Origin of the sequence: Sphingomonas corticis (assembly GCF_012035195.1) — a bacterium.
Taxonomy (GTDB): Bacteria; Pseudomonadota; Alphaproteobacteria; order Sphingomonadales; family Sphingomonadaceae; genus Sphingomonas; species Sphingomonas corticis.
Map to the genome: position 1 here is coordinate 235,979 of NZ_JAAVJH010000006.1, position 23,042 is coordinate 259,020.

Annotated in this window: 19 protein-coding genes; 11 read left to right on the forward strand and 8 right to left on the reverse strand. The window is 71.1% G+C overall.

Translation table 11 applies throughout. From position 1 onward, the window contains the following. Positions 1-39: 39 nt before the first annotated feature. The gene (locus HBH26_RS11965) at positions 40-2,076 is read right to left on the reverse strand and encodes an NAD(+) synthase (RefSeq protein ID WP_168134840.1); all 2,037 of its coding nucleotides are present in this window, start codon (positions 2,074-2,076) and stop codon (positions 40-42) included. Between the two features lie 89 nt (positions 2,077-2,165). Here HBH26_RS11965 and HBH26_RS11970 point away from each other — a divergent pair, with 89 nt between their 5' ends. Beyond that, on the forward strand, positions 2,166-4,304 hold the full coding sequence (locus tag HBH26_RS11970) for a PAS domain S-box protein (RefSeq protein ID WP_168134841.1): 2,139 nt from the start codon (positions 2,166-2,168) through the stop codon (positions 4,302-4,304). 21 nt (positions 4,305-4,325) lie between these two features. On the opposite strand, the gene HBH26_RS11975 is transcribed toward HBH26_RS11970, so the two are convergent. The 3 genes from HBH26_RS11975 to HBH26_RS11985 are packed head-to-tail and all read right to left on the reverse strand — an operon-like array spanning position 4,326 to position 7,556. Further along, positions 4,326-5,945: a choline dehydrogenase gene (locus tag HBH26_RS11975; protein ID WP_168134842.1), complete on the reverse strand. Its 1,620-nt coding sequence runs from the start codon at positions 5,943-5,945 to the stop codon at positions 4,326-4,328. Positions 5,946-5,997: 52 nt separating this feature from the next. After that, positions 5,998-6,957: an NADPH:quinone oxidoreductase family protein gene (locus HBH26_RS11980; protein ID WP_168134843.1), complete on the reverse strand. Its 960-nt coding sequence runs from the start codon at positions 6,955-6,957 to the stop codon at positions 5,998-6,000. Next, positions 6,957-7,556 carry a TetR/AcrR family transcriptional regulator gene (locus tag HBH26_RS11985; RefSeq protein WP_168134844.1) on the reverse strand — a complete coding sequence of 200 codons (600 nt, stop codon included), beginning with the start codon at positions 7,554-7,556 and terminating at the stop codon, positions 6,957-6,959. The genes HBH26_RS11980 and HBH26_RS11985 overlap by 1 nt, the downstream gene beginning before the upstream one ends. Positions 7,557-7,640: 84 nt before the next feature. On the opposite strand from HBH26_RS11985, the gene HBH26_RS11990 reads away from it, so the two are divergent. The 6 genes from HBH26_RS11990 to HBH26_RS12015 all read left to right on the forward strand — a co-directional run bounded on the left by HBH26_RS11990 (position 7,641) and on the right by HBH26_RS12015 (position 14,477). Then, a complete protein-coding gene (locus HBH26_RS11990) occupies positions 7,641-8,900 on the forward strand; it encodes an acetyl-CoA C-acetyltransferase (RefSeq protein ID WP_168134845.1) in 1,260 nt (419 codons plus the stop codon). 65 nt (positions 8,901-8,965) lie between these two features. Next, the gene (locus tag HBH26_RS11995; RefSeq protein ID WP_168134846.1) at positions 8,966-10,552 is read left to right on the forward strand and encodes an acyl-CoA synthetase; all 1,587 of its coding nucleotides are present in this window, start codon (positions 8,966-8,968) and stop codon (positions 10,550-10,552) included. Next, positions 10,549-12,147, forward strand: coding sequence for an AMP-binding protein (locus HBH26_RS12000; RefSeq protein ID WP_168134847.1), 1,599 nt, complete (start codon positions 10,549-10,551; stop codon positions 12,145-12,147). The genes HBH26_RS11995 and HBH26_RS12000 overlap by 4 nt, the downstream gene beginning before the upstream one ends. A gap of 131 nt (positions 12,148-12,278) precedes the next feature. Next, complete coding sequence (locus tag HBH26_RS12005; protein WP_239024738.1) at positions 12,279-13,190, forward strand: RcnB family protein; 912 nt, start codon at positions 12,279-12,281, stop codon at positions 13,188-13,190. A 79-nt stretch (positions 13,191-13,269) separates the two neighbouring features. Further along, the gene (locus HBH26_RS12010) at positions 13,270-13,956 is read left to right on the forward strand and encodes a prolyl hydroxylase family protein (protein ID WP_168134848.1); all 687 of its coding nucleotides are present in this window, start codon (positions 13,270-13,272) and stop codon (positions 13,954-13,956) included. Then, a complete protein-coding gene (locus tag HBH26_RS12015; protein WP_338057342.1) occupies positions 13,953-14,477 on the forward strand; it encodes a CinA family protein in 525 nt (174 codons plus the stop codon). The genes HBH26_RS12010 and HBH26_RS12015 overlap by 4 nt, the downstream gene beginning before the upstream one ends. Here the strand turns inward: HBH26_RS12015 and HBH26_RS12020 are convergent. Then, positions 14,455-14,763 carry a UrcA family protein gene (locus HBH26_RS12020; protein ID WP_168134850.1) on the reverse strand — a complete coding sequence of 103 codons (309 nt, stop codon included), beginning with the start codon at positions 14,761-14,763 and terminating at the stop codon, positions 14,455-14,457. The genes HBH26_RS12015 and HBH26_RS12020 overlap by 23 nt on opposite strands. A 118-nt stretch (positions 14,764-14,881) precedes the next feature. On the opposite strand from HBH26_RS12020, the gene HBH26_RS12025 reads away from it, so the two are divergent. Then, positions 14,882-15,766: a LysR family transcriptional regulator gene (locus tag HBH26_RS12025; RefSeq protein ID WP_168134851.1), complete on the forward strand. Its 885-nt coding sequence runs from the start codon at positions 14,882-14,884 to the stop codon at positions 15,764-15,766. A gap of 107 nt (positions 15,767-15,873) precedes the next feature. Then, on the forward strand, positions 15,874-17,619 hold the full coding sequence (recJ, locus tag HBH26_RS12030) for a single-stranded-DNA-specific exonuclease RecJ (protein ID WP_168134852.1): 1,746 nt from the start codon (positions 15,874-15,876) through the stop codon (positions 17,617-17,619). A gap of 90 nt (positions 17,620-17,709) precedes the next feature. Here the strand turns inward: recJ and trpS are convergent, their stop codons facing one another. From trpS to secB, 3 genes are all read right to left on the reverse strand, one after another. Further along, entirely contained in the window at positions 17,710-18,717 is a 1,008-nt protein-coding gene (trpS, locus tag HBH26_RS12035; RefSeq protein WP_168134853.1) for a tryptophan--tRNA ligase, read from the reverse strand. 5 nt (positions 18,718-18,722) lie between these two features. After that, a complete protein-coding gene (gene murJ, locus HBH26_RS12040) occupies positions 18,723-20,309 on the reverse strand; it encodes a murein biosynthesis integral membrane protein MurJ (protein ID WP_168134854.1) in 1,587 nt (528 codons plus the stop codon). 107 nt (positions 20,310-20,416) lie between these two features. Beyond that, complete coding sequence (secB, locus tag HBH26_RS12045) at positions 20,417-20,917, reverse strand: protein-export chaperone SecB (RefSeq protein WP_168134855.1); 501 nt, start codon at positions 20,915-20,917, stop codon at positions 20,417-20,419. A gap of 188 nt (positions 20,918-21,105) precedes the next feature. Here secB and HBH26_RS12050 point away from each other — a divergent pair, with 188 nt between their 5' ends. Both HBH26_RS12050 and mltA read left to right on the forward strand, forming a co-directional pair. Beyond that, complete coding sequence (locus HBH26_RS12050; protein ID WP_168134856.1) at positions 21,106-21,756, forward strand: Tim44/TimA family putative adaptor protein; 651 nt, start codon at positions 21,106-21,108, stop codon at positions 21,754-21,756. Further along, a complete protein-coding gene (gene mltA / locus HBH26_RS12055) occupies positions 21,753-23,042 on the forward strand; it encodes a murein transglycosylase A (RefSeq protein WP_168134947.1) in 1,290 nt (429 codons plus the stop codon). Before HBH26_RS12050 ends, mltA begins: the two co-directional genes overlap by 4 nt.

The following is a 23,042-nucleotide window of genomic DNA, read 5'->3' on the forward strand; positions in this document are numbered from 1 at the left end:
GCAGGGAGGTTCAGATTCTTGGTCCGGCCGGGATGACGTTCACGGGCCGTTCGCCGCCAGCTCCTGCAACCACGCGTCCGCCGTGCCGTCGGAGGGCGCGCGCCAGTCGCCGCGCGGCGACAGCGCGCCGCCGGCGGACACCTTCGGCCCGTTGGGCAGCGCCGATCGCTTGAACTGGCTGGTCTGGAAGAAGCGGACGAGGAAGCGCTCCAGCCACAGCCGGATCGTGTCGATGTCGTAGGTCGTCCGCGCATCCTCCGGATAGCCGATCGGCCAGCGCCCCGCCGCGGCGTCCTTCCACGCGTGCCACGCCAGGAACGCGATCTTGGACGGCGCCAGCCCGTGGCGGATCACGTAATGCGCGAAGAAGTCGTTGAGCGCGTAGGGGCCGATCTTCGCCTCGGTGCTCTGCAATTCCTCGCCGGGCACCAGCTCGGGCGAGATCTCCTGCGCCAGGATCGCGCCCAGCACCGCGTCGGTTTCCGCGTCGTATTGGTTCGTCGCGATCGCCCAGCGGATCAGGAACTGGATCAGCGTCTTGGGCACGCCGGCGTTCAGCGCATAGTGGCTCATCTGGTCGCCCACGCCGTAGGTGCACCAGCCGAGCGCCAGCTCGGACAGGTCGCCGGTGCCCACCACCAACCCGCCGCGCTGATTGGCGATGCGGAACAGGAAGTCGGTGCGCAGCCCCGCCTGCACGTTCTCGAACGTCACGTCGTACACCGGCTCGCCGCGGCCATAGGGATGACCGATGTCCTTCAGCATGGCGGTCGCGGCGGGTCGGATGTCGATCTCCTCCGCCGCGATGCCGAGCGCGCGCATCAGCCGCCAGGCATTGTCCTTCGTGCCCGCGCTGGTGGCGAAGCCGGGCATGGTGATGCCCAGGATGTCGGTGCGCGGTCGGCCCAGTCGGTCCAGCGCCTTGGCCGCGACGATCAGCGCGTGCGTCGAATCGAGCCCGCCGGAGACGCCGATCACCAGCCGCTGGGCGTTGGCGGCGACCAGCCGCTTGGCGATGCCTTCCACCTGGATGTTGAACGCCTCGTAGCAATCCTCGTCCAGCTTCTCCGGCGTGTTCGGCACGAAGGGAAAGCGGCGGATCTCGCGAAGCAGGCCGACGTCGGCGAAGTCGGGTCGGTGCCGGAAGCCGATACGGCGGAAGCGCGTCTCCGGCCGCCCCGCGGCCACGGCGGCGTCGTTGAAGGTGCCGTTGCGCAGCCGCTCCTGCTCCAGCCGTTCCAGATCGACGTCGGCGACCAGCAGCTCGGGCTCGTGATCGAAGCGGCCCGACTGCGCGATCAGCTCGCCCAGTTCGTGCACCGTGCCCTGGCCGTCCCAGGCGAGGTCGGTGGTGCTCTCCCCCGGCCCGCTCGCCGAATAGACGTAGGCGCAGGCCGCACGCGCGGACTGCGCCGCCGACAGCATCAGCCGCTCGCGCGACTTGCCGACCACGACGTTGGAGGCGGACAGGTTCGCGCACACCAGCGCGCCCGCCAGCGCGCCGGCCGTGGATGGTGGGGTGGGCGCCCAGTAATCCTCGCAGATCTCGGCGTGGACGACGAAGCGCGGCAGGTCCTCCGCGACGAACAGCAGATCGGTGCCGAACGGCACCTCCTCCTCGCCAAGCCGGATCGTCAGGCCAGTGATCCCCGCGCCGCTGGCGAACCAGCGCTTCTCGTAATATTCGCGATAATTGGGCAGGAAGCTCTTCGGCACCACGCCCAGCACGCGCCCTCGCGCGATGGCCACCGCGCAATTGTAGAGCCGCCCGTTGTGCAGGATCGCCGCACCGACCAGCAGCACGGGGCGCAGCGCGGTGGAGGCCTCGCGCACCGTCTCGATGGCGGCCAGCGTCGCGCGATGCAGCGCGGATTGCAGGTGCAGGTCGTCGATTGCGTAGGAGCTGAGCGACAGTTCGGGATAGACCACCAGGTCCACCGCCGCCGCGTCCGCCTGCCGCGCGATGGCGACGGCCCGCTCGGCGTTGCGCGCCGGGTCGCCGACGGTGCCGACCGGGGTCGCGGCGGCAACGCGGATCATACCGTGGTGGTGGATCGAGCGAAAGCTGGCGTTCATGTCGCTGCCTTAAGGTGCGCGGGATCGGGTTGGCAATTTGGCCAATTGCCAATTTGATAACGCGCTGATGTACGATAGGTTGTTCGGGCATGGACGACGTGCCCGCCCGCTCCGCTGCCCGCGCGCGCCTGTTCGCGCGGGGTGGGGACATGGGGCGGCGCATCGCGGAGCACGACTGGGCGGCTTCCCCGGTGGGGCCGATCGCCTACTGGCCCGCCGCGCTGGTCCACGCCGTCGGCCTGCTGCTTCCTGCCAGCGCAGAGATCGTGCTGTTCTGGGGGCCGGAATACGTCGCCTTCTACAACGACGCCTATGCGCCGACGATCGGCGACAAGCATCCGCGCGCGCTCGGGCGGCCGGCGCGCGAGTGCTGGGCGGAGCTGTGGGACGATCTCGAGCCGCTGCTGGCGCACGTGCGCCGGACGGGGGAGACCTATTCGGCGAGGGACCGCCCCTTCTACATCGAGCGGTCGGGCTACGGCGAGGAGGTGTATTTCGACATCTCCTATTCCGCGGTGCCGGGCGACGACGGCTCGGTCGGCGGCGTCCTGTGCATCGTGTCGGAGACCACCGGCCGCGTGCGCGCGCTGCGCAACGTCGCCGCGGAAAGTGAGAGGCTGCGCGAGAGCGAGGCGCGCTTCCGCAACCTGGCCGACAGCCTGCCCGCGCTGGTGTGGCTGACCGACGCGAAGGGCGAGATCGAGTTCGCCAACGATTATTTCGAGACCATGCTCGGCATCCCGCCCGCGCGGATGGTGGCGGAGGGCTGGTCGATCGCGGTCCGGCCGGAGGATGCGGAGGAGGTGCGCCGCCGCGCGCGCGTGCGCAGCGTCGATCCTGCCCCGGGGGGCGGCGAGTTCCGCGTGGTCACCGCCGCCGGCGAGGAGCGCTGGATCCGCGGCGAGATCCGGCCGCGCTTCGTCGCCGATACTTTCCACGGCTTCGTCGCCTGCGCGATCGACGTCACCGATTCGCACCGGCTGGGCCAGGAGCTGGAGCAGCGCGTCGCCGCGCGCACGGCCGAGCTGGTGGAGCAGATCGCCGAGCGCGAGCGGGTGGAGGCGACGCTGCACCAGATGCAGCGGCTGGAGGCGGTGGGGCAGCTGACATCGGGCGTCGCGCACGATTTCAACAACCTGCTGACGGTGGTGCTCGGCAACGTGGAGCTCCTGACGCACGCGGCGGCGCGGGGCACGCTGGACGAGCGCGCGATCCAGCGGCTGGAGCACGTGCGCACCGCGGCGCAGCGCGGCGCCACGCTGACGGCGCAGCTGCTCGCCTTCTCCCGCCGGCAGCGGCTGGCGGCCAAGGTGGTCGACCTGAACGAGACGGTCACCGGGCTGATCGCGCTGCTGGCCAGCACGCTGGGCCGCGCGATCACCATCGAGACGGCGCTGGAGCCGCGCCCGTGGCGCGCGCTGGTCGATCCGACGCAGATCGAGCTCATCATCCTCAACCTGGCGATCAACGGGCGCGACGCGATGATGACGCGCGCGGCGGCGGGAGGGACGGGCGGCGGTACGCTGACCGTCGCGACCGCCAACGTCACTTGCGGCCCGCCGGAGCGGCCGGAGGAGCCTCCCGCGGGCGACTACGTCCGCGTCGCGGTGCACGACACAGGCACCGGCATGACGCCGGAGGTGCTGGCGCGCGCGTTCGAGCCGTTCTTCACGACGAAGGAGGTCGGCAAGGGATCGGGCCTGGGGCTGGCGCAGGTGTTCGGCTTCGCCAAGCAGTCGGGCGGCGGCGTGCGGATCGACACGGTGCCTGGGGAGGGGACGACGGTGAGCGTCTTCCTGCCGCGCGCCACGGGCACGCAGGAGCACGCGCCCGTCGCCCACGCGCCTGGCGAGGAGGGCGGCTCGATCGCCGGTCGGACCGTGCTGGTGCTCGACGACGAGGAAGCGGTGCGCGAGGTGACGGCGGAGACGCTGCGCAATGCCGGATGCCGCGTGGTGGAGGCGGCGGACGGCGAGGGCGCGCTGCGCGCGTTGGTGGAGGAGCCGGGCATCGAGGCCGTGGTAGCCGACTTCGCCATGCCGCGGATGAACGGCGTCGAGTTCGCCGCCCACGCAGAGCGACGCCGCCCCGGCCTGCCGATCCTGTTCGTCACCGGCTATGCCGACATCGACGCGATCGCCGCGGTGCCGGAGCAGCGGCTGATCCGCAAGCCGTTCGAGCGCGAGGCGATGATCGAGCGTCTGTGCGCGCTGCTGGAGGGGCGCTGATCCCCTCCAGCCAAGCGAAGATCACGCCGCCAGCCGACGCTCCGCGAGCCCGCGTATCATGTCCGCCGCCTTTTCCGCGATCATGATCGTCGGCGCGTTGGTGTTCGATCCGACCAGCGTCGGCATCACCGAGGCGTCGACCACGCGCAGGCCGTCGATCCCGCGCAGCTTCAGCCGGGCGTCGACGACCGCCATGGCGTCGCCGTCCGCTCCCATCTTGCACGTGCCGACCGGGTGGTAGATCGTCTCCGCGTTCGCGCGGACCCAGGCGTCGATCTCCGCGTCGCTCTCCACACCCGCGCCCGGGGCGAGCTCGGCGTCGCGATACGGGTCGAGCGCGGCCTGCGCGGCGACGTTCCGCCCGATCCGCACGCATTCGCGCATGACGCGGCGATCCTCCTGCGTGGCAAGGTAATTGGCGAAGATGGCGGGATCGGCCAGCGGGTCGGCGGAAGCCAGGCCGATGCGCCCGCGGCTCTCGGGCCGCAACTGGCACAGGTGCAGCGAGAAGCCGTCCGCACCGACGCGCTGCTTGCCGTGATCCTTCATGATCGCCAGCACGCCGTGGATCTGGACATCGGGCCGCGACAATCCCTCGCGCGAGGAGACGAAGGCGCCCGATTCGAGGAATTGCTGGCGCCCCAGTCCCTGCCCGCGCAGCAGGTAGTTGAGCCCGGTCGCCAGCTGGCGCAGGCCCTTGGTCGCGGAGAAGGCGGTGACCAGCCCCCGCGTCTTCCAGTTCATGATGATGTCGAGATGGTCCTGCAGGTTCTCGCCGACGCCGGGCAGGTCGTGCACGCACGCCACGCCCGCGGCGCGCAGCCGCTCCGCCGCACCGATGCCCGACAGTTGCAGCAGGTGCGGGCTCTGCACCGCGCCCGCACACAGCAGCGCCTCACCCGCCACCTCGATTCGCGCGGCGTCGCGGCCGCGGGCGTATTCCACCGCGACCACGCGCCCGCGCTCCACCACCAGCCGCGTCGTGCGCGCGCCGGTGACGACGGTCAGGTTCGGCCGGTTCAGCGCGGGCCGCAGATAGGCCGCGGCGGTGGACCAGCGGCAACCGTCGCTGATGGTCAGGTCGTAGCGGCCGAAGCCTTCCTGCGCGGCGCCGTTGAAATCGTCGGTCACCGGGTATCCGGCCTGCCGTCCCGCCTCGATCAGCGCATCGTGGAACGGGCTGTCGCTCTCCCCGCCGGAGATGCGCAGCGGACCGTCGGCGCCGTGCAGCCCCTCGCATTCGCCGCGATGATGCCCCTCCAGCCGGCGGAAGTACGGGAGCACGTCCTCCCACGACCAGCCGGTCAGGCCGAACTGGCGCCACTCGTCATAGTCGCGGGGATGGCCACGGGTGTAGACCATGCCGTTGATCGAGGAGGAGCCGCCCAGCCCCTTGCCGCGCGGCCACCACAGCCGCCGGCCGTCGAGGTGCGGTTCGGGCTCGGTCCAGAACCCCCAATTGTGCTTGCCCTTCGCCTTGATGAGGTTGCCCACTCCCGCGGGCATCCGCACCAGCAGTTCCGTGTTGGCGCCCCCCGCCTCCAGCAGGCACACGCTGGCGGCGGGATCCTCGCTCAGCCGCGCCGCGAGCGCGCAGCCGGCGGAGCCCCCGCCGACGATGACGTAATCGTATCCGGCCATCTTCCTCTCCCGTTCACCGCCGGCCTCGTTGGACCCGCGGGTTCCTTCTACGTCACGGCACCAGCACCAGCTTGCCCACCATCTCGCTCGCCTGCATCGCAGCAAACGCCTCGCGCCAGTCGGCCAGCGGTACTTCGGCGTGGACTCGCGGGCGGATGCGGCGGTCGGCGGCGAGGCGCCAGATCGCGTCCTGGTTCTCGCGACCGCGCTCAGGAAACTGCCGTCCATACTCCCCGGCGCGCACGCCGATGACCGAAAACCCTTTGATCAATGGTATGTTGGTCGACAGTGTTGCGATACGACCGGAGGTGAAGCCGACGACCAGCAGCCTGCCGCCGAAGGCGATGCAGCGGGTCGATTCGTCGAACACGTCGCCGCCTACCGGATCGAAGGCGACGTCTGCACCGCCGCCGGTAAGTTCCTTCACTTGCTCGCGAAATCCCGGCGCGGGCAGTGATGCCGCGAGGCGATAGTCGCGCGCGACCGCCTCCAGCTTGGCCGCCGAGCGCGACGTGGCGATCACCTTCGCGCCGAGCGCGCCCGCGAGGTCCACTGCGGCCAACCCGACGCCGCCGGTCGCGCCGTGCACCAGCAGCCACTCGCCTGGCTGCACCGCGGCCAGGGGCACCAGCGCGACATAGGCCGTGAGATAGGCCGCGCCGACGCCTGCCGCCTCCGCGTAGGAAAGATGCCCGGGCTTCTCGCGCACCGCGCCTGCGTCCACCGCGACCAGATCGGCGAAGCCCCCCAGCCGCGTGCCCGCGACCACGGCGGTCCCGGGGGCAAAGCCGTCCCCCGCGACCACGTCTCCCGCCACCTCCATGCCGGGAACGAAGGGGAGCGGCGGCTTCAACTGGTACTCGCCGCGCGTCATCAGCAGGTCGGGATAGTTCAGCGCCGCCGCGCGCACGCGGATCAGGACCTTGCCCGGCGCCACCGCGGCGTCCGGAACCTCCGCCAGCGCGACGCCCGACAGGTCGGGCGACAGGGAGGAGACGCGGAGCGCGCGCATCAGGCCCGGCGCGCGACCATGATGTCGAGCAGCGAATCGAACAGGCTGGCCATGTTCAGGTGCGGTGCGTGCACCTTGCTCAGCCCCAGCGTGATGAGACCGTAGGCGCGCACCTCCGCCTCGGCGCGGCTGAACCCCGCCTGTTCCAGCCAGCCGGAAATGGCGGAGAGCATCAGCGTGTCGTGCCGCTCCACCGCGGCACGCGCGCGCGGGTCGCTTTCCGCCCAGGCGCGCATGGCGACCGCGATGCGCGAGGAGCCGCGGCGGCGCACCGTCTGTCCCAGCAACCGGATGCGCCCGATCGGATCGTCGGCGCCGCGCTCCAGCGCCGCGATGAGATCCCCCACCTGATCCTCCGCGAAATAGCGCGCCAATTGCCCCTGATACGCATCGAAGTCGCTGAAATGATGATAGAAGCTGCCCGTCGAAACGCGCAGTTCCTCTGCCAGCGGACGCAGTTTCAGCGCGCGAAGGCCGCCACGACGCAGCAGCGACTGCCCCGCCTCCAGCCAGTCCCTGGGCGTCAGGTCCGTCGGCCGTGGCGCGGGGGCGAGGGCGGGGGCCGGGGAAGGGCTGGCGGACGGGGTTACGCTTGACATCGGTTCGACCATAACGAAGGTTATGCCGGTTTCCCGCGCCGGTAAAGGTGCCGCGCGCATGGCAGGTTCGGAGAGATCGCGATTATGGCCGAGGCATATATCATCGACGCGGTGCGCACGCCCCGCGGCATCGGCAAGCAGGGCAAGGGCGCGCTGGCGCATCTCCACCCGCAGCACCTGGCCTCCACCGTGTTGAAGGCCATCAAGGACCGCAACGGGATCGACACCGCCGAGGTCGACGACATCATCTGGTCCACCTCGACGCAGAAGGGGAAGCAGGCCGGCGACCTGGGCCGGATGGCGGCGCTGGACGCGGGCTACGACGTCAAGGCGTCGGGCACCACCCTGGACCGCTTCTGCGGCGGCGGCATCACCGCGGTGAACTTCGCCGCGGCGCAGATCATGAGCGGGATGGAGGATCTGGTCATCGCCGGCGGCACGGAGATGATGAGCCTGACGGCCGCCATGTCCGCCGAGGACCAGGCCGCCGGCAAGGCGCCGTCGCTGATGGGATCGGGCAACGAGCGGCTGAACGCGCTCCACCCGCAGTCGCACCAGGGCATCTGCGGCGACGCCATCGCCAGCATGGAGGGCATCGATCGCGAATCGCTCGACGCGCTCGGCCTGGAGAGCCAGCGCCGCGCCGCCGTGGCGATCGCCGAGGGCCGGTTCGACCGATCGATCGTGCCCGTCACCGACGACGACGGCAACGTGGTGCTGGCGAAGGACGAGTATCCGCGGCCGGAGACGACCGCGGAGGGACTCGCCGGACTGAAGCCCGCGTTCGCCGCGATGGCGGACTGGCCCTACGACGAGAAGGGGTCGACCTTCCGCAAGCAGATCAACGCGCGCTATCCCGACCTGACGATCGAGCACTTCCACCATGCCGGCAATTCGTCGGGCGTGGTGGACGGCGCGGCGGCGGTATTGCTGGCGTCGAAGGATTATGCGGAGAAGCACGGGTTGAAGCCGCGGGCGAAGATCGTGGCGATGGCCAACGTGGGCGACGACCCCACACTGATGCTGAACGCGCCCGTCCCCGCGGCCAAGAAGGTGCTGGCCAAGGCCGGACTGACGAAGGACGACATCGATCTCTGGGAGATCAACGAGGCGTTCGCCGTGGTGGCGGAGAAGTTCATCCGCGACCTGGACCTCGATCGCGAGAAGGTGAACGTCAACGGCGGCTCCATCGCGCTCGGCCATCCGATCGGCGCGACCGGCGCGATCCTGATCGGTACCGTGGTCGACGAGCTGGAGCGGCAAGGCAAGCGCTACGGCCTTGTCACCATGTGCGCCGCCGGCGGCATGGCGCCCGCGATCATCGTGGAGCGTGTCGACGGCTGACCGGAAGCGAGAAGAATGCCGCGAGCGCGCCGGTACAGAGCGCGCCGCGGCAGGAGAGGTAAGATATGCACCCCTACAAGCACGCCGCCGCCACGCCCGATCGTGCCGCCTATGTCATGGCCGCGACGGGGGAGACCGTCACCTACGGCGAGTTGGAGCGGCGCGCCAACCAGGGCGCGCACCTGCTGCGCGCGCTGGGGCTGAAGCGCGGCGACGGCATCGCCGTGATGATGGACAATTCGCCGCGCTACTTCGAGATCATGTGGGCGACCGAGCGGGCCGGCGTCTACGTCACCTGCATTTCGTCCAAGCTGTCGGCGGACGAGGCGGAGTATATCATCAGGGACGGCAATTGCCGCGCCCTTGTCATGTCGCGCGCCACCGCCGGCTGTGCCGCGGCGCTGCTGCCGCGCGTCGGCGACCTCGCACGCTACATGGTGGACGGCATAGCGCCCGGCTACGACAGCTACGAGGCGGCGCGCGACGCGCAGCCCGACACGCCGATCGCCGATCCGTCGTGCGGGCAGATCATGCTCTACTCGTCGGGTACCACGGGCAAGCCCAAGGGCGTGCGCTTCCCGCTGTCCGAGCAGCCCTATGGCGAGAACGTGTCGCCGCTCGTGATGCTGGGCCAGGCGCTCTACGGCTTCACGCCCGACATGGTCTATCTCAGCCCCGCGCCGCTCTACCACGCCGCGCCGCTGCGCTGGTCGATGGCGGTGCAGCAGCTTGGCGGCACCGTGATCGTGATGGAGCGGTTCGACGCGGAGGAGGCGCTGCGCCTGATCGAGCGGTATCAGGTGACGCACGCGCAGTGGGTGCCGACGCATTTCGTGCGCATGCTGAAGCTGCCCGACGACGTGCGCGCGCGCTACGACATGTCCTCGCTGAAGGCGGTGTGGCATGCCGCCGCCCCCTGCCCGGTACCGGTGAAACAGGCGATGATCGACTGGTGGGGCCCGATCGTCGGCGAATATTATGCCGGAACCGAGGGCAACGGCTTCCACGCCATCTCGGCGGCGGAGTGGCTGACGCACCGCGGATCGGTGGGCCGCAATCTCACGACGATCACGCACATTGTCGGCGAGGACGGCGAGGAGGCGCCCGCACGCGCCGAGGGCACGATCTACTTCGAGCCGAAGCTCGACGCGCAGAATTCGAACGCCGGCGCGGGCTTCGCCTATCACAACGATCCGGAGAAGACGCGCGAGGCGACCGACAAGCACGGCTGGACGACGCTGGGCGACGTGGGCTGGGTGGACGAGGACGGCTATCTCTATCTCACCGACCGCAAGAGCTTCATGATCATCTCCGGCGGGGTGAACATCTACCCGGCGGAGATCGAGAACCTGCTCGTCACGCATCCCAAGGTGGCCGACGTCGCCGTCATCGGCGCGCCGCACGAGGAGATGGGCGAGGAGGTGGTCGCCGTCGTCCAGCCGCGCGACATGGGCGAGGCGGGGGCGGACCTCGCGGCCGAGTTGACGGACTTCGCGCGCCGGCACCTCAGCCACGTGAAGACGCCGCGGCGCATCGACTTCCGCGCCGAGCTGCCGCGCCACGACACGGGCAAGCTCTACAAGCGGCTGCTGCGCGACGAATATTGGGGCAAGAAGACGCTGGTGGAGGGCGCGGCGGAGGCTGCGGCATGAGCTTCAACTTCGGCGACATGATCGAAGCGGTCGAGCGGGCGACCCCGCCGACCCGCGTGGCGCTGGCGCATGGCGCGCAGGTGGTCGACTGGGCCGGGCTGACGCGCCGATCGAACAACCTGGCGCGCGCGCTGGTGAAGCGGGGGCTGCGGCCGGGCGACCGGTTCGCCTTCTACGCGCACAACAGCGCCGACTATCTTACCGCGCTGGTCGCCTGCTGGAAGGCGCGGGGCACGCACGTCAACGTCAACTACCGCTACGTGGCGGACGAGCTGGCGTACATCCTCGACGATTCGGATGCGACGGTGCTGGTCTACGGCGCGGCGCTGCGCGATTGCGTGGCGCAGGTGCGCGAGGGGGCGTCCGGCGTGCGCACCTTCGTCGAGATCGGCGACGCCGCGGACGTGCCCGACTGGGCGGTCGCCTTCGACGCACTGGCGGGTGCGGGCGACGGCACGGCGCTGGGCCATGCGCGCTCGCCACAAGACCAATTCTTCATCTATACCGGCGGCACCACCGGCATGCCCAAGGGTGTCGCCTGGGCGCACGAGGACCTGAACCGCATCGCGCTGGGCGTGCTGGAGGCGCAGGGCCTGCCGGTGCCCGGCGACGTTGCGGGCTGGGCCGCGATGGCTGCCGCGGCGGGCGAGGAGTATCCGCGCGTCGTGTGCGGGCCACCGCTGATGCACGGCACTGGGCTGCTCACTTCCTATGGCGCGCTGCTGGGCGGGGGCATGGTGGCGACGCTGCCGGGGCGGCATTTCGAGGCAGCCGAGCTACTCGACGCGGTCGACCGCTGGCGCGCGAACCGCATCGTCGTGGTCGGCGACGCCTTCGCGCGGCCGATCCTCGACGCGCTGGACGAGCAGCCTGGGCGGTGGGACGTGTCGTCCGTCCGCCTCGTCATCTCGTCCGGCGTGATGTGGAGCCAGGCGGTGAAGGACGGCCTGATCCGCCATATGCCGGAGGCGACGTGCCAGGACAATTTCTCCTCGTCCGAGGCGATCGGCATGGGCACGTCGCTGACGACGCGGGACGGCACGGTGGAGACCGCGCGCTTCGTGATCGGCGGGCGCTGCCGCGTACTCGACGACGAGGATCGCGACGTGGTGCCCGGCTCCGGCGTGACGGGCAAGGTGGTGCTGGGGCCGCCGACGCCGCTCGGCTATCACAAGGACGCGGAGAAGAGCGCGCGCACGTTCCGCACCATCGACGGTGTGCGCTATACCGTATCGGGCGACTTCGCGACGGTGAACGCCGACGGCAGCATCGTGCTGCTGGGCCGCGGATCGGCGTGCATCAACTCGGCGGGCGAGAAGATCTTTCCCGAGGAGGTGGAGGAGGCGCTGAAGCTGTGCCCCGCGGTGGACGACGCGCTGGTGTTCGGCGTTCCCGATCCGAAATGGGGCCAGGCGGTGGTGGCGGTGGTGCAGGCGGGCACGGGCTTCGACGAGGCCGCCGTCCGTGCCGAACTGCGCGCGCACCTTGCCGGCTACAAGCAGCCCAAGGTGATGGTCGCCACCGCCCGATCGCTGCGCGCTCCCAACGGCAAGGCGGACTATGCCGCGGCGAAGGCGCTGGCTGGCGTCGGCTGACGCGCGATCCGCGCCCCGCGATGCTGTCATTTCGCTGACGAGGCGGTTCAGCCTGTATTTGCCACGACCGGTCCATAGCGGCCTCATCGAGGGGCCGGCTCGTGCGCCGGCGAGTGAAGGTGGCACAGGAGATGATGAAGGCGGTTCTCGCGGCGCTGGCGTCCGCGGCGGCGGTGATCCCGGCGGCGGCGATGGCGCAGGACACGTCGCTGCGCGAGGCGTTCCGGCAGCGGATGGAGGCGCGCGGTGTTCGGTCCGGCGGCGGCGAGCGGGGTCCGGCCGTGCAGGCCCGCGCCGACGGACAGGCCAGCGGCGGCTGGCAGCGCCCGGAGCGACCCGAGCGCGCGGAGCGGCCTGAACGGCGCGAGCGCCGCGACGTCGTGGCGCCGTCGGGCGGCTGGCAGCGGCCGGTTCGCGACGGGCGGCCTGACGAGCGGCGTGTCGATGCGCCCGCCGGCGGCTGGCAGCGACCCGATGCCCCACGGCCCGATCCGCGCACGAGCGCCGATCCGCGCGACGGCCGACCGCTGTGGACCGAACGCAACTTCCGCGGACGTCCCGACCGCGAGCAGGCACGGCGCGATCGCGACCGCGACTGGCGTCGCGCGAACAATGGCCGGAATGGCGGCTGGAATGGCGACTGGGACGGTGCGTGGAACGGGGGATCGAACCCGGGCTGGAACGGCGATCGGCGCGACTGGAGCTGGAACGATCGCGACGACCGGCGCCCTTCGTGGAACCGCGATTGGCGCCGCGACTCGCGCTACGACTGGAACCGCTATCGCACCGCCAATCGCGCCGCCTACCGCCTGCCGCGATACTATGCGCCGTACGGCTGGAACCAGGGCTATCGCCGCTTCTCGATCGGCGTGACGCTGTCGTCGCTGCTCTTCGCGCAGAATTACTGGCTCGACGATCCCTATTCCTACCGCCTGCCCGAACCCTACGGCCCGTATCGCTGGGTGCGGTACTATGACGACGCGCTGCTGGTCGACGTCTACACCGGTCAGGTGGTCGACGCGGAATATGGATTCTTCTTCTAACCAGCTGGCAGGGCGGCGTTTCCGATGGGAGGCGCCGCCCCTCTTGCGTCCGCGCGGGGAGGGGGACTAGGCGGCGGCCATGGCGATCACCTCCGTTCCCCCCGGCCACCCGTCTCCCGCGCGGGCCGCCATCGGCCAGGCGGTGGCGGCGCGGCTCGACGCGGACCCGCGGATGCAGCGCCTGCCCAGCGACGCGATCCAGGCGTGGCGCTGCCCCGGCTTCCTTGACGATGCCAATTGCGACTGGCTGGTCGCGATGATCGAGGCGAACCGGCGCCCGTCCACGCTGCTGACCGACAAGGGCACCAACGCCAACCGCACCTCGGACAGCTGCGACATGGATCGCCACGCCGACGGCGTGCGGCAGATCGACGAATATATCGCCGCCTCGCTGGGCATCGCTCCTGCGAACGGCGAGACGATGCAGGGCCAGCGCTACGCTCCCGCCCAGCATTTCCGTGCGCACCACGATTACTTTCACGAGGGCGAGAGCTACTGGCCCCGGATGCGCGCCACCGGCGGGCAGCGGACGTGGACCGCCATGATCTACCTCAACGACGTGGAGGAGGGCGGCGCTACATGGTTTCCGCTCGGCGGCGTGCGCGCGGTCCCGCGCAAGGGCATGGCGCTGATCTGGAACAACATGGCGGTGGACGGCAGCCCGAACACCGCCACGCTGCACGAGGGAATGCCCGTGGTGGAAGGCGTCAAGTACATCGTCACCAAATGGTTTCGGGAGGAACCCTGGGCGGCGGCGCGCGCGTGACCGAGCCGCTGGGCGCGGTTCCCGACGACGTGCTGAAGCTGGCGCAGCGGGTGCTGGCGCAGGCGTGCGACAAGGACCTGTCGATCGCCACCGCGGAGAGCTGCACCGGCGGCCTCCTCGCCTCGCTGCTGACCGACGTGGAGGGGGCGAGCCACGCGTTCGAGCGCGGCTACGTCGTCTACTCGAAACAGGCCAAGTGCGAGCTCCTCGGCATCGCGCCCGAGGTGGTGGAACGCTGCAACGCGGTGACGCGCGAGGTGGCGGAGGCGATGGCGTCGGGCGCGCTGGCGGGATCGCACGCCGACATCGCGCTCGGCATCACCGGCTTCGCCGGGCCGGGCGCGCCGGACGACGAGCCCGGCCTGGTCCATCTCGCCTGCGCCACCCGCGCGGGCCATCGCGCGCACCGGGAATGCCATTTCGGCGACGTCGGCCGGGGCGAGGTGCGCAGCGGCGCGCTGCGCGTGGCGCTTGAGATGATGGGCGACGGCCTGCGCGTCAGCGACCCGCCCACTCCGTAGCGCCGCCCGCCCGCGCGAGCGCCCGGTCGCGTGCCGGCCGCGCACGTTCCAGCACGTCGATGCGGCAGCGCTGCACGCGGCGCTTGCCGACGAGGTCGAGCGCGCTCGCCTCGCCACACACGTCGCGCGCCGCCAGTGTCAGGCGACGGTCGAGCCGGGTGCGGTGGCCGGGACGCGAGAGGTCGAGGTCGTGCACGGCGACGGTGCGTGTCGCCTGCACCGTTTCGGCCGTGACGGGGACGAGCGGGGTCGTGGCCGCGAGCGCGGCGAGCAGCAGGGTCTTCATCGCATGTTCTCCGAGGGAGGGTGCCGCATCGCCGCGGCCCCTTCGAGATAGGCAAGCGATCGCGCCGTCGACAGCAACGATGTTGCACTGCCGTTCTGCATCGGTGCAGAACCGGTGCATGGACTGGGAGGACCTGCGGCATTTCCTGGCAGTGGCGCGCGGCGGCAGCACGCTGGTCGCGGCGCGCACCCTGCGCGTCAGCCAGACCACCACCGCGCGCCGCATCGCCGCGCTGGAGGCCGCGCTGGGCCTCTCCCTGTTCGAGCGGCGCCCGGTCGGCTACCGCCTGACCGCGACGGGAGAGGCGCTGCTGCCCCATGCCGAGGCGGTGGAGCGCGCCGCGACCGCGCTGGAGGAGGGCGCGGCCGCGGCGCGGCGGCAGGAGGGCGGCACCGTGCGGCTGACCGCCACGGAGATCCTGGCGTCGACGATCCTGATGCCGCTGCTGGCGGATCTGCACGAGGCGCATCCGGCGATCCGCATCGAGCTGGACACCAGCGACCGGCTTCGCGACCTGGCTGCGGGCGAGGCGGAGGTCGCGCTGCGGCTGTGGAAGGAGCCCGCCGGTGCCGGGCTGGTCGCGCGCCGCATCGCCGACGATCGCTGGACCGTCTATGCGAGCCGCGACTATGCCGCGCGCCACGACGTACCGAGGCGCCGCAGCGAGCTGGCCGGGCACGTCTTCGTCGGCGGAGGCGAGCCCGCGGTGTGGTCGATCTACCAGCGCTGGCTGGCCGCCAACGGGCTGGAGGAGGCGGTCGCCTTCCACCACAATTCCTCGGTCGGGCTGCTCGCCGCGGTGCGCGCGGGCGCGGGGCTGGCGGCGCTGCCGTGCATCGTGGCGGAGAACGCGCCCGACCTGATCCGCTGCCTGCCGCCGATGGACATGGAGGCGCGAGGCATCTGGTTGCTGACCCACGAGCGTCACCGCCACCAGCCGCGCGTGCGCGCGGTGATCGACTTTCTGGCACCACGGCTGGTGGCGCTGGGGCGGATGGTGTGAAGATCGTCCACCGTCGCCCACTTCCGTTCGGCCTGAGCGCAGTCGAAGCACCGTTCTTCTCCCGCCCCGTCTCGCGCCGGTCGTAACGACGCGCTATGGGCCCGCCGATGCGTTCCGTCCTCGACATCGACCGCTCGATCCTGGGCCAGCCGTGGCGCTGGCGCGCCTTGGCCGCGGACCAGCGCGAGGGGCTGGTGCCCGACGACCTTGTCACCTCCCTGCTGCTGGCGCGCGGCTGCCCGCGTGAGGCGCTGCAGGCGCACCGCGCGCCCTCGATCCGCGGCTTCATGCCCGATCCGTCGATCTTTCGCGACATGGACACGGCCGCCGCGCGGCTGGCCGATGCGGTGATGGCGGGGGAGGGGATCGCGATCTTCGGCGACTATGACGTCGACGGCGCCACTTCCGCGGCGCTGCTCGTCCTGCTGCTGCGCGCACTCGACCGCGACGCGGCGGTGCACATTCCCGACCGGCTGACCGAGGGCTACGGCCCCAATGCCCCCGCGCTGCACCGCCTGGCGGGCGAGGGCGCCTCGCTGATCGTCACCGTCGATTGCGGCGCGCAGGCGTTCGATGTGCTGGCAGAGGCGCCGGTGGACGTGATCGTCGTCGATCACCACCAATGCGCCACGCAGCTGCCCCGCGCGGTGGCGGTGGTCAATCCCAACCGGCTGGACGAGGGCGAGGGGGCGCGCCACGGCCATCTCGCCGCTGTCGGCGTTTGCTTCCTCCTCGCCGCCGCGCTGGTACGCGAACTGCGCGCGCGCGGCTGGTTCGCGAGGCGGGCGGAACCGAAGCTGCTCGACCTGCTCGATCTCGTCGCGCTCGGCACCGTCGCGGACGTGGCGCAGCTGCGCGGGCTCAACCGCGCGTTCGTGGCGCAGGGACTGAAGGTGATGGCGGCACGGCGCAACATCGGCCTCGCCGCGCTGATCGAGGCGTCGCGGCTGACGCGTGCGCCGACGTGCAGCGACCTGGGCTTCGCGCTCGGCCCGCGGATCAACGCGGGCGGCCGAGTCGGTCGCGCGGACCTCGGCGTTCGCCTGCTGACCACGCGCGACGAGGGCGAGGCACGCGCCATCGCGCAGGAACTCGACCGGCTGAACGAGGAACGGCGCGCGATCGAGTCGATCGTGCAGGAGGGCGCGGAGGCGCTGATCGTCGCCGATCGCTCGGTCGTGGTGGTCGCCGGCACGGGCTGGCATCCCGGCGTGATCGGCATCGTCGCCGGGCGGCTGAAGGAGAAGCTGGGGCGCCCCGCAATCGTCGTCGCGCTGGACGAGGATGGCGTGGGCAAGGGATCGGGCCGCTCGATCACCGGCGTGGACCTGGGCCAGGCGGTGCTGGCGGCGAAGGAGGCGGGATTGCTGGTCGCCGGCGGCGGGCACGCGATGGCGGCGGGGCTGACGGTCGCCGCGGGCGGGGTGGCGGCGTTCGCGTCGTTCATCGAAGAGCGGCTGGCCGACGCGGTGGCGAAGGCGCGGGAGGATCGCGCGCTGCTGGTCGATTCCGTCCTGGCACCCGGCGGCGTCACCGCGGAGCTGGTCGCCGCGCTGGAGCAGGGCGGACCCTATGGCACCGGCTGGCCGAGCCCCCGCGTCGCGATCGGTCCGGTGCGCGCGGTGAAGGTGGACGTCGTCGGCAACGGCCACGTGCGCGCGATCGTCGCGGGCGACGACGGTCGCAGCCTGAAGGCCATGGCCTTCCGCGCCGCGGACACGCCGCTGGGCGAGGCGCTGCTGGCAGCAGGGCCGGGGAGGAGGCTCTGGCTGGCCGGCCGGGCGAAGGTGGACGAGTGGAGCGGCCGCGGCACCGCGGAACTGCACCTCGACGACGCGGCGTGGGCCAATTGAGCGGTATGCCGGGCTAGTCCCGGCATCCAGAGCCACAAGCGCCATCGTTTGTGATCCTGGATCCCGGGACAAGCCCGGGATGGCGGGGCGTCACACCACCAGCCCCATCGCCTCCTGCGCCTGCCGCAGCACAGGCGCGGCGAGATCCCGCGCCTTCTCCGCGCCGCGATCCAGGATCGCGTCGATGGCCGCAGCGTCGTCCAGCAGCCGCGTCATCTCGTCGCGGATCGGCCCCAGCGTCGCGACGGCGAGGTCCGCCAGAGCCGGCTTGAACGCGCCGAAGCCCTTGCCCTCGTACTCGGCCAGCACGTCGGCGGGCGTGCGGTCCGCCAGCGCGGCGAAGATGGTGACGAGGTTCTTCGCCTCCGCGCGACCGTCCAATCCCTCGACGTTGCCGGGCAGCACGTCGGGATCGGTCTTCGCCTTGCGGAACTTGTCGGCGATGACGTCGTCGGCGTCGATCAGCTTGATGAGCGACATCTCCGACGGGTTGGACTTGGACATCTTCGCGCCCGCGTCGCGCAGGGACATGATCCGCGGGGCGGCGCGGCTCACCAGCGGCTCGGGCAGGGTGAACAGCTCGGTCGCATAGTCGGTGTTGAACTTGGTCGCGATGTCGCGCGCCAGCTCCAGGTGCTGCTTCTGGTCCTCGCCCACGGGCACGTGGGTGGCGTTGTAGAGCAGCACGTCGGCGGCCATCAGCACCGGATAGTCGTACAGGCCGACGCTGGCGCCCTCGCGGTTCTTGCCCGCCTTGTCCTTGAACTGGGTCATGCGGTTCAGCCAGCCGACGCGCGCGACGTTGTTCAGCAGCCACGACAGCTCGCTGTGTGCAGGCACGCGGGTCTGGTTGAACAGGATCGAGCGCGCCGGGTCGATGCCCGCGGCGACCAGCGTCGCGGTCATCTCGATCGTGTTCGCGCGCAGCTCCGCCGGCGCGATCCACTCGGTCAGGCCGTGCAGGTCGGCGATGAAGAACATCGTCTCCCCGCCCGACGCCTGCACCTCGTCCTGCATCGCCACCCACTGCTTCACCGCGCCCAGGTAATTGCCGAGGTGGAGATTGCCCGTGGGCTTGATGCCGGAGACGACGCGCATGGGGATCAGCTGGCTTTCTTGCGAGAGAGGAGCGCGCGCAGGTCGCCGGGGCGAAAGGCGCCCGTCGCCACGCACGCGAGGCCATAGACCGCCACGCCCGCGCCGACCAGCACCGCCAAGGCGGCGGCGCGGACGACGAGCGTGCCGGTGAGATAGGGCATGATCGGGGGCGCGATCAGCAGCAGCGTGCCCCCCATCATCGCCGCCGCCAGCGCCAGCCGCGGCACCTTTCGCCGTACCGCGGGGTCGAGCGTCAGATGCCCGCGCCGTGCCAGCACGACGTAGAGCGAGACGACGTTCACCGTGGAGGCGAGCGCGGTCGCGAGCGGCGGACCCATCTGCCCGATGCCGTAGCGGCCGAGCGTGGGGATCAGGATCAGGTTGCCGACCAGGTTGATCGCGACCGACCACAAGGCGAGCCGCACCGGCGTGCGCGTGTCGGCGCGCGCGTAGAAGCCTGGGGTCAGCACCTTCACCAGCACGTAGCTCGGCAGGCCGATCGAGAAGGCGGACAGCGCCAGCGCGGCGCGCGCGGTGTCCGCCGCGTCGAACTGCCCGTGCTGGAACAGCCCGCGCACGATCGGCTCGGCGGCGAAGACGAAGGCGGCGGTGGCGGGAAGGGTGAGGAACAGCGCCAGCTCGATGCCGCGGTTCTGCGTCTCCATCGCCTCCGCCTCGCGCCCTTCCGCCAGCAGGCGCGAGACGACGGGGAGGAGGATGGTGCCAAGGCCGATGCCGATCATGCCCAGCGGCAGCTGGTTCAGCCGGTCGGCGTAGTAGATGGCGGAGATCGACCCGGCGGACAACAGCCCGCCCGCCAGCGCGGTGGAAACGGCGAGATTGATCTGCGCCGCCCCCGCCCCCGTCGCGGCGGGGACGATCAGCTTCAGCAGCCGCTTCACGTCGTCGTCCAGCCGCGGCAGGCGGAGACGCAGGCTCACCCCCGCGCGCCGGCACGCCCACCACAGCCACGCCAGTTGCAGCGCGCCGCCCGCGGTGACGCTGATCGCCTGCACCCGCGCGGTCTCGTACGCGTCGTCACCGTGGAAGAAGACGAGGGCGGAGACCATCGCGACGTTCAGCAGGATCGGCGCCGCGGCGTTGACCCAGAACCTGTCCAGCGAATTGAGGATGCCGCCCAGGAGCGAGACGAGCGAGATGAGCAGCAGATACGGGATCGTGATCCGCGACAACGTGACCGCGAAGGCGAATTGCGACGCGCTCGGCTGCTGTCGCTCGAACCCGCCGGACAGGCCCCAGGTGATCGGATAGGCCGCGGCGATCATGATCGCGGTGAAGACGACCAGCACCGGGAACAGCACCGCCAGCGCACGCTCGGCGAAGTCCACGCCAGCGGCCGTCCCGCCGCCCTCCGCCACCTTGCGATTGAACAGCGGGATGAACGCGGCGTTGAACGCACCCTCGGCGAACAGCGCGCGGAACATGTTGGGCAGGCGGAACGCGACGAAGAAGGCATCGGAGGCGAAGCCCGCGCCGACGTAGCTGGCCTGCAACGTGTCGCGTACCAGCGCGAGCACGCGGCTGGCGAGCGTCAGGCCGCCGACGGAACCGAGCGCGCGGGTGAGGTTCATGTCAGGTCAATCCACCGCCGTTCGGACTGCGCGAAGTCGAAGCCTACGCATGGCGTATGCCCTTCGACTTCGCAGGGCGAACGGATGGGCGGGCGGCGACGGGCGTGTTACGCCTGTCCCTCGGTCGCGCCGAACTGCAGGCCCTGCTGCTGCGCCTGCTGCATGAACAGCGCGTTGAAGTCGATCGGCTCCAGCAGCAGCGGCGGGAACCCGCCGTCGCGGATCGCGTCGGCGACGATGCGGCGCGCGAACGGGAACATCAGGCGCGGGCCCTCGCCCAGCAGGAACGGCTGCACCGCCTCGGCCGGCACGTTGCGCAGGCCGAACAGGCCGGAATAGGACAGCTCGACCAGGAACGCGGTCTTGCCCTCGGTGGTCGCCTTCACTTCGATCTTCAGCGTCACTTCGTGCACCTCGTCCGCCACCTGCTGGCCGGCGATGTCGAATTGCACGTTGATCTCGGGCGGGGTGGGCGTCTGGTAGATGGCGGGGGCGTTCGGGTTCTCGAACGACAGGTCCTTCACGTACTGCGAGATCAGCCCCACCTGCGGCGAGGTGTCCGCGCCGTTCGCCAGCGGATCGCCGCCGAAATCGTTCTGCTCGTCCATGGTCTTCGTCCCCTGGGGTGGTCGGCGGCGCCGGTGCGGCCGCGCGAAAAAGTCGTGAGCGCCTAGCAAGCCGGGCGAGGCGATACAATGACGCGATACGGTGGCGCGTGCGGATACAACGCCCGCGCCGGTCATTTGAATTGCCGGGCGTCAATGGCTATGTTGGCGGGCCAAAGCTCGGAGTTGCCGTGTTCTACCTTGTCCTCTTCGCCATGGTCGCCGCCTTCCTCGCGCTGCGCCTCTATTCGGTGCTGGGCAAGCGCAGCGGGCACGAGCAGCAGCCGCTGCCCCGCGCCGCCGACGATCGCCCGCCCGCCGCGGTCCTGCCGCGCGCGGTCGACACGAACGTGCCCGACGTGCGCGACGCCGGACCCCGCGCGATCGAGGGCGGGGCGGAGAGCGGGTTGCGCGCCGTGGTCGCGGCCGAGCCGGGGTTCGACGTCCCGCGTTTCCTCGACGGCGCCAAGGCGGCGTACCGCATGATCCTGGAGGCGTTCTGGCGCGGCGACGAGCAGGCGCTGGCCGGGCTCGTTTCCGACGACGTCCATGCCGCTTTCGCCGAGGCGATCGCGGCGCGTGCCGAGCAGGGCCACGTTCTCGACAACCGCCTGGTGCGGATCGACGGGGCCACCATCGTGGGCGCCAGTGCGGCGGGCGGGGAGGCACGCGTGACCGTGCGCTTCGACGCCGATATCGCCGCGGTAACCCGTGATGCGGAGGGCAACGTCATCGCCGGTTCCACCAGCGATGCGGTGGAGACACACGACGTGTGGACTTTCGTGCGCAAGACGCGCGCCGCCGATCCGAACTGGACGCTCGTCGACACCGACGAGGCCTGACGCGCGTGTCCAGGGCGAAGGGGGGATGGGCCGCGCTGGTCGGCGCGACGGCGCTGTCGGCCTGCGTGGGGCCGGGCACCGTGCCCGAGCGGCCGACCGGCGTGTCGCCTCGTCCCGCGCCGACATCGCCGCCGGGCCAGCGACCCAGCTACCGGCCATCCAATCCGCCACCGCGCCAGCCGACCGCGGCCGTGCCGGTCGCACCGGTGGCCGCGGCGCCGGTCGCGGGCGCGACCAACGCGCGCGAAGCCGGGCTGGTACGCGCGCCCTCGATCGCCGCGCTGCCGATCGACCGCGCGCAAGCCACCTCCGCGCTCGCCGCCTTCCGCCTGTCCTGCCCCAGCCTGGTGCGCCGCGCCGACCCGTCCGCGCTCACCACCGGAGCGGACTGGCGCCCGGCCTGCGACGCCGCGGCAGGTGCGTCGGCGGATCCGGTCGGCTTCTTCCAGCGCTGGTTCGAGCCGGTGCAGGTCGGCGACGGCCGCGCCTTCGCCACCGGCTATTACATTCCGGAGATCGCCGGTGCGCGCGAGCCGCGGGCTGGCTATGCGCCGATCTATGCCCGGCCCGACGATTTGGTCGACGTCGATCTCGGCACCTTCTCGCCGGCGCTGGCGGGCAAGTCGATCCGCGGCAAGGTGCAGGGGACGAAGCTGGTCCCCTACGACGATCGCACCGCGATCGAGAACGGTTCGCTCGCCGGCCGCGCGAGGATCCTGGGCTATGCCGCCGACCCCGTGGAGCTGTTCTTCCTGCAGGTGCAGGGATCGGGTCTGGTGCGGTTGCCCGACGGTGACGTGCTGCGCATCGGCTACGCCTCGCAGAACGGGCGCGACTATACCGGCATCGGCAAGCTGATGCGCGACCGCGGGCTGCTCGGCCCGGGGCAGGCGTCGATGCAGGGGATCGTCGACTATCTGCACCAGCATCCGGACGAGGGCCGCGCGATCATGCGCGAGAACAAGAGCTACGTCTTCTTCCGTCTGCTTGACGGCGCACCGCTGGGGGCGCTCGGATTGCCCGTCACCGGCGGCGCCACGATCGCCGCCGATCCGAAATTCGTGCCGCTCGGCGCCCCCGTGCTGCTGTCGATGGATCGCGGCGATGCCAACGGCATCTGGATCGCGCAGGACACCGGCGGCGCGATCAAGGGCGCGAACCGCTTCGACACGTTCTGGGGAGCGGGGGCGGAGGCGCGCGCGATCGCTGGCGGCATGAGTGCGCGGGGCACCGCCTTCCTGCTCCTACCCGTCGGCGTGATCGATCGCCTGATCGCCGCGAGGTAA

Excerpts from the sequence above, each read along its gene's own strand:
- HBH26_RS11965 (WP_168134840.1), bottom strand. The coding sequence starts at position 2,076 with ATGAACGCCAGCTTTCGCTCGATCCACCACCACGGTATGATCCGCGTT.
- HBH26_RS11970 (WP_168134841.1), top strand. The coding sequence starts at position 2,166 with ATGGACGACGTGCCCGCCCGCTCCGCTGCCCGCGCGCGCCTGTTCGCG.
- HBH26_RS11975 (WP_168134842.1), bottom strand. The coding sequence starts at position 5,945 with ATGGCCGGATACGATTACGTCATCGTCGGCGGGGGCTCCGCCGGCTGC.
- HBH26_RS11980 (WP_168134843.1), bottom strand. The coding sequence starts at position 6,957 with ATGCGCGCGCTCCGCGTCTCCTCCCTGTCGCCCGACCTGTCGGGCGTC.
- HBH26_RS11985 (WP_168134844.1), bottom strand. The coding sequence starts at position 7,556 with ATGTCAAGCGTAACCCCGTCCGCCAGCCCTTCCCCGGCCCCCGCCCTC.
- HBH26_RS11990 (WP_168134845.1), top strand. The coding sequence starts at position 7,641 with ATGGCCGAGGCATATATCATCGACGCGGTGCGCACGCCCCGCGGCATC.
- HBH26_RS11995 (WP_168134846.1), top strand. The coding sequence starts at position 8,966 with ATGCACCCCTACAAGCACGCCGCCGCCACGCCCGATCGTGCCGCCTAT.
- HBH26_RS12000 (WP_168134847.1), top strand. The coding sequence starts at position 10,549 with ATGAGCTTCAACTTCGGCGACATGATCGAAGCGGTCGAGCGGGCGACC.
- HBH26_RS12005 (WP_239024738.1), top strand. The coding sequence starts at position 12,279 with ATGATGAAGGCGGTTCTCGCGGCGCTGGCGTCCGCGGCGGCGGTGATC.
- HBH26_RS12010 (WP_168134848.1), top strand. The coding sequence starts at position 13,270 with ATGGCGATCACCTCCGTTCCCCCCGGCCACCCGTCTCCCGCGCGGGCC.
- HBH26_RS12020 (WP_168134850.1), bottom strand. The coding sequence starts at position 14,763 with ATGAAGACCCTGCTGCTCGCCGCGCTCGCGGCCACGACCCCGCTCGTC.
- HBH26_RS12025 (WP_168134851.1), top strand. The coding sequence starts at position 14,882 with ATGGACTGGGAGGACCTGCGGCATTTCCTGGCAGTGGCGCGCGGCGGC.
- recJ (WP_168134852.1), top strand. The coding sequence starts at position 15,874 with ATGCGTTCCGTCCTCGACATCGACCGCTCGATCCTGGGCCAGCCGTGG.
- trpS (WP_168134853.1), bottom strand. The coding sequence starts at position 18,717 with ATGCGCGTCGTCTCCGGCATCAAGCCCACGGGCAATCTCCACCTCGGC.
- murJ (WP_168134854.1), bottom strand. The coding sequence starts at position 20,309 with ATGAACCTCACCCGCGCGCTCGGTTCCGTCGGCGGCCTGACGCTCGCC.
- secB (WP_168134855.1), bottom strand. The coding sequence starts at position 20,917 with ATGGACGAGCAGAACGATTTCGGCGGCGATCCGCTGGCGAACGGCGCG.